12 protein-coding genes and 1 pseudogene are annotated in these 11,552 nt (G+C 37.5%); 11 read left to right on the forward strand and 2 right to left on the reverse strand.

Annotated features, from left to right (window positions below):
• The 6 genes and pseudogenes from A0765_RS03950 to A0765_RS09915 all read left to right on the forward strand — a co-directional run bounded on the left by A0765_RS03950 (position 1) and on the right by A0765_RS09915 (position 6,690).
• Positions 1-2,178: a CD3337/EF1877 family mobilome membrane protein gene (locus A0765_RS03950; protein ID WP_000804748.1), complete on the forward strand. Its 2,178-nt coding sequence runs from the start codon at positions 1-3 to the stop codon at positions 2,176-2,178.
• Positions 2,175-3,176 (forward strand): bifunctional lytic transglycosylase/C40 family peptidase, encoded by a 1,002-nt coding sequence (locus tag A0765_RS03955; RefSeq protein WP_000769868.1) that lies wholly within the window; start codon positions 2,175-2,177, stop codon positions 3,174-3,176. The genes A0765_RS03950 and A0765_RS03955 overlap by 4 nt, the downstream gene beginning before the upstream one ends.
• Positions 3,173-4,108 (forward strand): conjugal transfer protein, encoded by a 936-nt coding sequence (locus tag A0765_RS03960; protein WP_001224320.1) that lies wholly within the window; start codon positions 3,173-3,175, stop codon positions 4,106-4,108. The genes A0765_RS03955 and A0765_RS03960 overlap by 4 nt, the downstream gene beginning before the upstream one ends.
• A 313-nt stretch (positions 4,109-4,421) precedes the next feature.
• Positions 4,422-4,469: pseudogene (locus A0765_RS10745) on the forward strand (hypothetical protein); the annotation flags it as partial.
• Between the two features lie 15 nt (positions 4,470-4,484).
• Positions 4,485-6,404 (forward strand): tetracycline resistance ribosomal protection protein Tet(M), encoded by a 1,920-nt coding sequence (tet(M), locus tag A0765_RS03965; protein WP_060936428.1) that lies wholly within the window; start codon positions 4,485-4,487, stop codon positions 6,402-6,404.
• Between the two features lie 118 nt (positions 6,405-6,522).
• A complete protein-coding gene (locus tag A0765_RS09915; protein ID WP_000336323.1) occupies positions 6,523-6,690 on the forward strand; it encodes a cysteine-rich KTR domain-containing protein in 168 nt (55 codons plus the stop codon).
• Between the two features lie 59 nt (positions 6,691-6,749).
• On the opposite strand, the gene A0765_RS03970 is transcribed toward A0765_RS09915, so the two are convergent.
• A complete protein-coding gene (locus A0765_RS03970; RefSeq protein ID WP_001227347.1) occupies positions 6,750-7,103 on the reverse strand; it encodes a helix-turn-helix transcriptional regulator in 354 nt (117 codons plus the stop codon).
• 504 nt (positions 7,104-7,607) lie between these two features.
• On the opposite strand from A0765_RS03970, the gene A0765_RS03975 reads away from it, so the two are divergent.
• The 4 genes from A0765_RS03975 to A0765_RS03990 all read left to right on the forward strand — a co-directional run bounded on the left by A0765_RS03975 (position 7,608) and on the right by A0765_RS03990 (position 10,220).
• On the forward strand, positions 7,608-8,030 hold the full coding sequence (locus A0765_RS03975; RefSeq protein ID WP_000804885.1) for a sigma-70 family RNA polymerase sigma factor: 423 nt from the start codon (positions 7,608-7,610) through the stop codon (positions 8,028-8,030).
• On the forward strand, positions 8,027-8,257 hold the full coding sequence (locus A0765_RS03980; RefSeq protein WP_000857133.1) for a helix-turn-helix domain-containing protein: 231 nt from the start codon (positions 8,027-8,029) through the stop codon (positions 8,255-8,257). The genes A0765_RS03975 and A0765_RS03980 overlap by 4 nt, the downstream gene beginning before the upstream one ends.
• Before the next feature lie 460 nt (positions 8,258-8,717).
• Positions 8,718-8,921, forward strand: coding sequence for an excisionase (locus tag A0765_RS03985; protein ID WP_000814511.1), 204 nt, complete (start codon positions 8,718-8,720; stop codon positions 8,919-8,921).
• An 81-nt stretch (positions 8,922-9,002) separates the two neighbouring features.
• Positions 9,003-10,220: a tyrosine-type recombinase/integrase gene (locus tag A0765_RS03990; protein WP_001291561.1), complete on the forward strand. Its 1,218-nt coding sequence runs from the start codon at positions 9,003-9,005 to the stop codon at positions 10,218-10,220.
• 230 nt (positions 10,221-10,450) lie between these two features.
• Here A0765_RS03990 and A0765_RS03995 read toward each other — a convergent pair whose 3' ends face one another.
• Positions 10,451-10,777 (reverse strand): helix-turn-helix domain-containing protein, encoded by a 327-nt coding sequence (locus A0765_RS03995; RefSeq protein WP_062004751.1) that lies wholly within the window; start codon positions 10,775-10,777, stop codon positions 10,451-10,453.
• A gap of 160 nt (positions 10,778-10,937) precedes the next feature.
• Here A0765_RS03995 and A0765_RS10610 point away from each other — a divergent pair, with 160 nt between their 5' ends.
• A complete protein-coding gene (locus A0765_RS10610; RefSeq protein WP_257000803.1) occupies positions 10,938-11,486 on the forward strand; it encodes a hypothetical protein in 549 nt (182 codons plus the stop codon).
• Positions 11,487-11,552 lie beyond the last annotated feature (66 nt).

Genomic DNA, 11,552 nt, shown 5'->3' on the forward strand with positions numbered 1-11,552 from the left:
GTGAAACCATCAATAGTAAACAGAATAAAATCAAACTGGACGCTGAAACGTCTAGGTAAAGTGGCAATGACAGTGGCTTTCACACTTGTGATTGCCATTTTTCTTTTAGCCATGCTGGGAACGGTGGTTCAAGCTGCGGGCTTGGTAGATGATACGGTCAATGTGGCAAATGAATACAGCCGATACCCACTTGAAAACTATCAACTGGATTTTTATGTGGATAATAGCTGGGGCTGGCTTCCGTGGAACTGGTCGGACGGGATTGGAAAACAGGTCATGTATGGACTATATGCCATTACCAATTTTATTTGGACAATCAGTTTGTATGTTTCCAATGCGACAGGTTACTTAGTACAGGAAGCCTATTCCTTAGACTTCATTTCCGCTACAGCAGATTCCATTGGTAAGAATATGCAGACCTTAGCTGGTGTGAGTGCAAACGGATTTTCAACAGAGGGTTTCTATGTTGGATTCCTCTTACTCTTGATTTTGGTTCTTGGGGTTTATGTTGCCTATACGGGACTGATAAAGAGAGAAACCACAAAGGCAATTCATGCCATTATGAATTTTGTGCTGGTGTTTATCCTATCGGCTTCCTTTATTGCCTACGCTCCCGACTACATTAAAAAAATCAATGACTTTTCATCAGACATCAGTAATGCCAGTTTATCACTTGGCACGAAGATTGTCATGCCCCATTCCGATAGTCAAGGCAAGGACAGCGTGGACTTAATCAGAGATAGCCTGTTTTCCATACAGGTTCAGCAACCGTGGCTACTGCTTCAATACAACAGTTCAGACATTGAAAGTATCGGTATTGACCGTGTGGAAAGCCTGCTCTCCACCAGCCCAGATTCCAACAATGGCGAAGACAGAGAAAAAATTGTTGCGGAAGAAATTGAAGACAGAAGCAATACCAATCTAACCATTACAAAGACCATTAACCGTTTAGGTACAGTCTTCTTCCTATTTGTCTTCAATATTGGGATTTCCATATTTGTATTCCTATTAACAGGAATCATGATTTTCTCGCAGGTACTTTTTATCATCTATGCTATGTTTCTGCCTGTGAGCTTTATTTTAAGCATGATTCCATCATTTGATGGTATGTCAAAACGAGCCATAACAAAGCTCTTTAATACCATTTTGACACGAGCTGGAATCACATTGATTATTACGACAGCATTTAGTATTTCAACCATGCTCTATACCTTATCGGCTGGTTATCCGTTCTTTTTGATTGCTTTTCTACAGATTGTGACCTTTGCAGGAATCTACTTCAAGCTGGGCGATTTAATGAGTATGTTTTCTCTACAGAGTAACGATTCTCAAAGTGTGGGAAGTCGTGTGATGAGAAAACCTCGTATGCTTATGCACGCTCACATGCACCGTCTACAGCGGAAACTTGGACGTTCCATGACTACTCTAGGGGCTGGGTCTGCCATTGTTACAGGTAAAAAAGGACAGTCGGGTTCGGGGAGTTCTGCAAGGACACAAGCAGATCACTCCCGACCAGACGGAAAGGAAAAATCAACACTTGGAAAACGTATCGGTCAAACCATCGGTACAGTAGCTGATACCAAAGACAGAATGGTAGACACTGCTAGTGGTTTGAAAGAACAGGTTAAAGATTTGCCGACCAATGCAAGATATGCAGTATATCAAGGAAAATCCAAAGTAAAAGAGAATGTCCGTGATTTAACCAGTAGTATTTCTCAAACCAAAGCGGACAGAGCCAGTGGACGCAAGGAACAGCAGGAACAAAGGCGAAAAACCATTGCGAAGCGTCGCTCTGAAATGGAACAGGTCAAACAGAAAAAACAGCCTGCTTCTTCTGTTCATGAAAGACCGACTACAAGACAAGAACAATATCATGATGAACAGACCTCAAAACAGTCTAATATTCAGACTTCATATAAGGAATCTCAACAAGCCAAACAAGAGCGTCCAGCAGTTAAGTCCGATTTTTCAAGTCCAAAAGTGGAACGCCAAGGCAATACCGTTCAAGAAAAAACCGTTCAAAAGCCAGCAACTTCAACCACTACAGCAGATAGAACTTCACAACGTCCAATCACAAAAGAACGTCCGTCTACTGTTCAAAGAGTACCACTACAAAATACAAGAAGTAGACCACCAATCAAAACCGCCACCATTAAGAAAGTCGGTAAGAAACCATGAAGTTGAAAACTTTAGTGATTGGTGGTTCTGGATTATTCTTGATGGTCTTCTCACTGCTTCTGTTTGTTGCCATTTTATTTTCAGATGAACAGGACAGCGGAATTTCCAATATTCATTATGGAGGTGTGAATGTTTCCGCAGAAGTGCTGGCTCATAAGCCTATGGTAGAAAAATATGCCAAAGAATATGGCGTTGAAGAATATGTCAACATACTTCTTGCGATTATACAGGTGGAATCGGGCGGTACTGCGGAAGATGTTATGCAGTCCTCGGAATCCCTCGGTCTTCCACCTAATTCATTGAGTACAGAAGAATCCATTAAGCAAGGTGTGAAGTATTTCAGTGAATTATTAGCCAGTAGCGAAAGGCTCAGTGTAGATTTAGAATCGGTTATCCAGTCCTACAATTATGGTGGTGGTTTCTTAGGGTATGTGGCTAATCGTGGAAATAAATATACCTTTGAACTGGCTCAAAGTTTCTCAAAAGAGTATTCAGGTGGCGAAAAAGTGTCTTACCCCAATCCCATAGCCATACCTATCAATGGGGGCTGGCGATACAACTATGGCAATATGTTTTATGTGCAACTGGTAACGCAGTATCTTGTCACAACAGAGTTTGATGATGATACGGTACAAGCCATCATGGACGAAGCACTGAAATATGAGGGCTGGCGATACGTTTACGGTGGAGCTTCCCCGACTACTTCTTTTGATTGTAGCGGACTGACACAATGGACGTATGGAAAAGCTGGAATTAACTTACCACGAACCGCACAACAGCAATATGATGTGACCCAGCATATCCCACTATCGGAAGCACAAGCTGGCGATTTGGTTTTCTTTCATTCTACCTATAACGCTGGCTCTTATATTACTCATGTTGGGATATACCTTGGCAATAACCGTATGTTTCATGCAGGCGACCCAATCGGTTATGCCGACTTAACAAGCCCCTACTGGCAACAGCATTTAGTGGGAGCAGGACGAATCAAACAATGAGAAAGGAAGATTTAATGATGAAATTTAGAAAAAATCAGAATAAAGAAAAACAGATACCAAAGGAAAAGAAACCTCGTGTCTACTATAAGGTCAATCCTCATAAAAAGGTTGTGATTGCCTTGTGGGTACTTTTAGGGCTTAGTTTCAGCTTTGCGATATTCAAGCACTTTACAGCTATAGATACTCATACTATTCACGAAACAACTATCATAGAAAAGGAATACGTTGATACTCATCATGTAGAAAATTTTGTAGAGAACTTTGCGAAAGTCTACTATTCATGGGAGCAATCCGATAAGTCCATTGATAATCGAATGGAAAGTCTAAAAGGCTATCTGACAGATGAACTTCAAGCTCTCAATGTTGATACAGTACGCAAAGATATTCCTGTATCGTCTTCTGTAAGAGGATTTCAGATATGGACGGTAGAGCCAACTGGCGACAATGAGTTTAATGTAACCTACAGTGTAGACCAGCTCATTACAGAGGGAGAAAATACAAAGACCGTCCACTCTGCTTATATAGTGAGTGTCTATGTAGATGGTTCTGGAAATATGGTACTGGTTAAGAATCCGACCATTACCAACATACCTAAGAAATCAAGTTATAAACCAAAAGCCATTGAAAGTGAGGGGACGGTTGATTCCATTACAACCAATGAAATCAATGAGTTTTTAACGACGTTCTTCAAGCTCTATCCTACAGCGACAGCCAGTGAACTTTCCTACTATGTGAATGACGGGATATTAAAACCAATCGGAAAAGAGTACATCTTTCAAGAACTGGTAAATCCTATTCACAATCGTAAGGATAATCAAGTCACGGTATCGCTGACAGTGGAGTATATCGACCAGCAGACCAAAGCAACGCAGGTATCTCAATTTGATTTGGTACTTGAAAAGAACGGGAGTAATTGGAAGATTATAGAATAACAAATATTGGTACATTATTACAGCTATTTTGTAATCACGTACTCTCTTTGATAAAAAATTGGAGATTCCTTTACAAATATGCTCTTACGTGCTATTATTTAAGTATCTATTTAAAAGGAGTTAATAAATATGCGGCAAGGTATTCTTAAATAAACTGTCAATTTGATAGTGGGAACAAATAATTGGATGTCCTTTTTTAGGAGGGCTTAGTTTTTTGTACCCAGTTTAAGAATACCTTTATCATGTGATTCTAAAGTATCCGGAGAATATCTGTATGCTTTGTATGCCTATGGTTATGCATAAAAATCCCAGTGATAAGAGTATTTATCACTGGGATTTTTATGCCCTTTTGGGCTTTTGAATGGAGGAAAATCACATGAAAATTATTAATATTGGAGTTTTAGCTCATGTTGATGCGGGAAAAACTACCTTAACAGAAAGCTTATTATATAACAGTGGAGCGATTACAGAATTAGGAAGCGTGGACAGAGGTACAACGAAAACGGATAATACGCTTTTAGAACGTCAGAGAGGAATTACAATTCAGACGGCGATAACCTCTTTTCAGTGGAAAAATACTAAGATAAACATCATAGACACGCCAGGACATATGGATTTTTTAGCAGAAGTATATCGTTCATTATCAGTATTAGATGGGGCAATTCTACTGATTTCTGCAAAAGATGGCGTACAAGCACAAACTCGTATATTGTTTCATGCACTTAGGAAAATAGGTATTCCCACAATCTTTTTTATCAATAAGATTGACCAAAATGGAATTGATTTATCAACGGTTTATCAGGATATTAAAGAGAAACTTTCTGCGGAAATTGTAATCAAACAGAAGGTAGAACTGCATCCTAATATGCGTGTAATGAACTTTACCGAATCTGAACAATGGGATATGGTAATAGAAGGAAATGATTACCTTTTGGAGAAATATACGTCTGGGAAATTATTGGAAGCATTAGAACTCGAACAAGAGGAAAGCATAAGATTTCATAATTGTTCCCTGTTCCCTGTTTATCACGGAAGTGCAAAAAACAATATAGGGATTGATAACCTTATAGAAGTGATTACGAATAAATTTTATTCATCAACACATCGAGGTCAGTCTGAACTTTGCGGAAAAGTTTTCAAAATTGAGTATTCGGAAAAAAGACAGCGTCTTGCATATATACGTCTTTATAGTGGCGTACTGCATTTGCGAGATTCGGTTAGAATATCGGAAAAGGAAAAAATAAAAATTACAGAAATGTATACTTCAATAAATGGTGAATTATGTAAAATCGATAAGGCTTATTCCGGGGAAATTGTTATTTTGCAAAATGAGTTTTTGAAGTTAAATAGTGTTCTTGGAGATACAAAACTATTGCCACAGAGAAAAAAGATTGAAAATCCGCACCCTCTACTACAAACAACTGTTGAACCGAGTAAACCTGAACAGAGAGAAATGTTGCTTGATGCCCTTTTGGAAATCTCAGATAGTGATCCGCTTCTACGATATTACGTGGATTCTACGACACATGAAATTATACTTTCTTTCTTAGGGAAAGTACAAATGGAAGTGATTAGTGCACTGTTGCAAGAAAAGTATCATGTGGAGATAGAACTAAAAGAGCCTACAGTCATTTATATGGAGAGACCGTTAAAAAATGCAGAATATACCATTCACATCGAAGTGCCGCCAAATCCTTTCTGGGCTTCCATTGGTTTATCTGTATCACCGCTTCCGTTGGGAAGTGGAATGCAGTATGAGAGCTCGGTTTCTCTTGGATACTTAAATCAATCATTTCAAAATGCAGTTATGGAAGGGATACGCTATGGTTGCGAACAAGGATTATATGGTTGGAATGTGACGGACTGTAAAATCTGTTTTAAGTATGGCTTATACTATAGCCCTGTTAGTACCCCAGCAGATTTTCGGATGCTTGCTCCTATTGTATTGGAACAAGTCTTAAAAAAAGCTGGAACAGAATTGTTAGAGCCATATCTTAGTTTTAAAATTTATGCGCCACAGGAATATCTTTCACGAGCATACAACGATGCTCCTAAATATTGTGCGAACATCGTAGACACTCAATTGAAAAATAATGAGGTCATTCTTAGTGGAGAAATCCCTGCTCGGTGTATTCAAGAATATCGTAGTGATTTAACTTTCTTTACAAATGGACGTAGTGTTTGTTTAACAGAGTTAAAAGGGTACCATGTTACTACCGGTGAACCTGTTTGCCAGCCCCGTCGTCCAAATAGTCGGATAGATAAAGTACGATATATGTTCAATAAAATAACTTAGTGTATTTTATGTTGTTATATAAATATGGTTTCTTGTTAAATAAGATGAAATATTTTTTAATAAAGATTTGAATTAAAGTGTAAAGGAGGAGATAGTTATTATAAACTACAAGTGGATATTGTGTCCTGTATGTGGAAATAAAACACGATTAAAGATAAGGGAAGATACTGAATTAAAAAAATTCCCCCTCTATTGTCCGAAATGCAGACAAGAAAATTTAATTGAAATAAAGCAGTTCAAAGTAACTGTGATTACAGAGCCAGACGCAAAGACGCAGAGCCGATAAAATGAGATTAATACAATCTCATTTTATCGGCTCTTTCCGTTATGTATGGATTCTTTTAATTAGTCTTCGATGTTTCTTGCTTCGTTGATACCGCTGGCTAAAGATTCCATTAAGGATAGTTCTTTGTCTGTAAAGCTATCCATGTATTTCTCTATCTGTAATCGTCGGGTGCTTTTTACCAAGTTATTAGCAGGTAAGAAAAATTCATCAACGGAAACATGAAGTAACGATACAAGGTCATAAAGAACTTGTATGCTGGGGTGTTGCCCTTTATTTTCAATATTGGTTAAGTACCGTGGGTCAATTTCAATCAATGCTCCCACTTGTTCACGAGTTAAACCTCGTTTCAATCGAGCTTCTTTAATGGCTAAACCAAAGGCTCTAAAATCATATTTATCTTCTTTTTTACGCATAGTAGACCACCTCTATACATTTTATTGTTCCTACTGAATTAAAAACAGGTATAGAAAAACGTGTTATATGGTTTATAGGTTTATATTTAATAAAAAGCACTACTAAACGCCAATAAAAAAAACCGTTATATGGTAGTGCTATTTACGCTGTTAAAATATTGTATATTACTTCCAAATGGCGGTTTGTTGGAGGTCAACGTCGCCATGAAGTACATCATATACAATAAATTTCCTTACATTGGGTTCTTGTCAAAAAAAGTCGTCTATCTGCAATAGATAAGTACGTCCACCAATGTGGTTTTATAAATCATATAGATAGAATAACAGAAGCATGTAAACAGAGAAATAAATCTGTTTATATGCTTTTTTGGCTATTCAGAACTTTTTTACAAAGTTTATTTATCAGTAATGCAACAAATCCCCCTTTCACATTGGGACTAAGAGTGAAAGGAGATAAACGAGCAAGGCTCACTTCCTTTCCTAGACAGAAAGGGGGTGAGAAACATGAAACCATCTTCTTTTCAGACCACAATAGAAAATCAGTTTGACTATATCTGTAAACGTGCTATGGAAGACGAGCGAAAGAATTATATGCTTTATCTTTCAAGGATTGCAAAGCGTGAGGTGTCCTTTTCGGATGTTGGCGATTATCTTGTTAGCCAGTTTGCGACAACAGATAACTATTCAACTGACTTTCAGATTTTTACACTCAATGGGTTATCAGTAGGCGTTGAAAATGATTTGTTGAGTGAAGCATTACGTGAGTTGCCAGACAAGAAACGTGAAATTCTACTGCTGTTTTACTTTATGGACATGAGCGATTCAGAAATTGCAGACCTGTTGAAATTGAACCGTTCTACTGTCTATCGGCATAGAACCAGTGGACTAGCCTTAATTAAAAAGTTTATGGAGGAATTTGAAGAATGAAAACACAATATCCTATGATTCCCTTTCCTCTCATTGTAAAGGCAACAGATGGCGATACCGAAGCGATTAACCAGATTCTACATCATTACAGAGGGTACATAACGAAGCGTTCCCTACGACTTATGAAAGATGAATATGGCAATCAAAGTATGGTCGTTGATGAAGTCTTACGTGGAAGAATGGAAACCAGACTGATTACAAAGATTTTGTCATTTGAAATTAAGTAATATCCTCTCTCCTTTCGTGGAAGCGTGCTAAACCATTCCACGCTTCCCGAACAGGGAGGTTTGTTATTCCACCAAAGCATATTGAGCTTTCAATGTGTTTTGATAGGCTAACGAGCCATTGTTCTTTGAAAACTGAATAAAAGTAATCGAATACGTTTCGATAAGAAAAGAGCCAACGGAACTAACCGCCATGACCTATCTTATAAAGATAGCGAGCGATTCATGTTAGTGATCCGAGAAGCAATCTTTAGCAGGATTGCCTGCAACGACATTCTTATCGTGATAATGATACTCCCATACAGTCAATAGTCCGAGCGTGATAAAACCGTCGCAGGCAATGAGTATGGCTACATGAGAACCATGCAGGGGTGGAACTCCCGTGAGCTTTGCTAAAGCTGTTCGATTGCTGGTAAAACAACTTTTATGAAATCCAAATAAGTGATTTGGAAAGGAGGATTTTATGAAGCAGACTGACATTCCTATTTGGGAACGTTATACCCTAACCATTGAAGAAGCGTCAAAATATTTTCGTATTGGCGAAAACAAGCTACGACGCTTGGCAGAGGAAAATAAAAATGCAAATTGGCTGATTATGAATGGCAATCGTATTCAGATTAAACGAAAACAATTTGAAAAAATTATAGATACATTGGACGCAATCTAGCGTCGCCAAAGGGTCTTGTATATGATAAAATAGTATTAAGTCGTATCAAGGCTCTTTCCATAAAGGAAAGGAGCAAATGCCATGTCAGAAAAAAGACGTGACAATAAAGGTCGAATCTTAAAGACTGGAGAGAGCCAACGAAAAGACGGAAGATACTTATACAAATATATAGATTCATTTGGAGAACCGCAATTTGTTTACTCGTGGAAACTTGTGGCTACAGACCGAGTACCAGCAGGAAAGCGTGATTGTATCTCACTTAGAGAGAAAATCGCAGAGTTACAGAAAGACATTCATGATGGTATTGATGTTGTAGGAAAGAAAATGACACTCTGCCAGCTTTACGCAAAACAGAACGCTCAAAGACCAAAGGTTAGAAAAAACACTGAAACTGGACGCAAATATCTTATGGATATTTTGAAGAAAGACAAGTTAGGTGTAAGAAGTATTGACAGTATTAAGCCATCAGACGCTAAAGAATGGGCTATTAGAATGAGTGAAAATGGTTATGCTTATCAAACCATCAATAACTACAAACGTTCTTTAAAGGCTTCATTCTATATTGCTATACAAGATGATTGTGTTCGGAAGAATCCATTTGACTTTCAACTGAAAGCAGTTCTTGATGATGATACTGTCCCTAAGACCGTACTAACAGAAGAACAGGAAGAAAAACTGTTAGCCTTTGCAAAAGCTGATAAAACCTACAGCAAAAATTATGATGAAATTCTGATACTCTTAAAAACAGGTCTTCGTATTTCAGAGTTTGGTGGTTTGACACTTCCAGATTTAGATTTTGAGAATCGTCTTGTCAATATAGACCATCAGCTATTGAGAGATACTGAAATTGGGTACTACATTGAAACACCAAAGACCAAAAGTGGCGAACGTCAAGTTCCTATGGTTGAAGAAGCCTATCAAGCATTTAAGCGAGTGTTAGCGAATCGAAAGAATGATAAGCGTGTTGAGATTGATGGATATAGTGATTTCCTCTTTCTTAATAGAAAGAACTATCCAAAAGTGGCAAGTGATTACAACGGCATGATGAAAGGTCTTGTTAAGAAATACAATAAGTATAACGAGGATAAATTGCCACACATCACTCCACATAGTTTGCGACATACATTCTGTACCAACTATGCAAATGCAGGAATGAATCCAAAGGCATTACAGTACATTATGGGACATGCTAATATAGCCATGACGCTGAACTATTACGCACATGCAACATTCGATTCTGCAATGGCAGAAATGAAACGCTTGAATAAAGAGAAGCAACAGGAGCGTCTTGTTGCTTAGTAGTACAAATGAATTTACTACTTATTTACCACTTCTGACAGCTAAGACATGAGGAAATATGCAAAGAAACGTGAAGTATCTTCCTACAGTAAAAATACTCGAAAGCACATAGAATAAGGCTTTACGAGCATTTAAGAAAATATAAAAAGATAATTAGAAATTTATACTTTGTTTAGGCACAAAAAAAGTGGGAAAGGAATCGTTTTTATACTTATCCTTTTCCACTCTTTTTATTTTGTCTCGTTAATAATTGTGTTAATAGCTGAAATGAGTTTATTTTGTTTGTACTCTGGTAAAGATTTGATAGTGTCGATAAGCTGTGCTAAGTCAGTACTTTCTTCTTTAAGTGTTAAATCAAAAAAAGTTTGTAGATCAACATTTAACGCTTCTATAATTTTCTCAAGCGTACTAATTTTTATGTTGGGCTCTAAATTTTCTAACTTATATGCGTAATTGGTACCAAGATCTGCTTTTTCTTCTAATTGCTCCTGGGTCATTCCTGACTGTGTCCGCAGAATCCGTATTCTTTTACTTATATACTTTTGTAATTCTGATATTGCTCACCTCTTAAGACTATTTTACAGTCTTAGAAGGTTATATTCTAGTTCTTGAAAGGTTGGTTACAACTTTACAAAGTTGCTAAAATATAGTATAATTCGGGTGTTTATAATTATATATTGATAATTTGCTCAATACTCTATCATAAAGGTGGGAATTATGAAAAAGAAAACGATCAAAGCAACTGTATCTGCAGTATCAATAGCTACAGCTTTTGCGGGAATTTCTATTGTACAAGCGGATGAAGTAACTGCAACTCAGCCAAATGAGTCAACATTAAGTGTTGAATCTACGACTCCTTCGTCTACAAATATAAAACAAGTAGACGGAGTATTTGTCCATAATGGAGTTGCAACTGTAACGAAAACGCCAACTGCGGAAGTTGTAGAAGAAGCAAGAACGATCAAGGAAGAAGCGGATCAATCTGTTTCAAATCAAGAAAGTGCATTAGAAAACGCTAAGGCTTCGGAAGCAACTGCTGCAACAAAAGTTACAGAGGCAAATGTTGACTTAAAGAATGCTGAGGCAAATAAAGAATTAGCTACGCCTGAAAAAATTGAAAAAACGAAGATTGAAATATCAGAAGTAAAAGCTGATATTGAGAAAAAGGAAACATCAGAAAAAGATGCATCTGATAAAGTTCTAGAAGCTGAGAAAGAACATAATCAGCTCAAGAAAAGAAAGTTTCGACAGCTGAGGAAGCAGTAGCAACTGCCCAAAAAAATCTTGATGGTACTGGAGCATCGGAAATCATTGCTGAAAGAGACAAAGCAA

Origin of the sequence: Streptococcus cristatus (assembly GCF_001588905.1) — a bacterium.
Taxonomy (GTDB): domain Bacteria; phylum Bacillota; class Bacilli; order Lactobacillales; family Streptococcaceae; genus Streptococcus; species Streptococcus cristatus_N.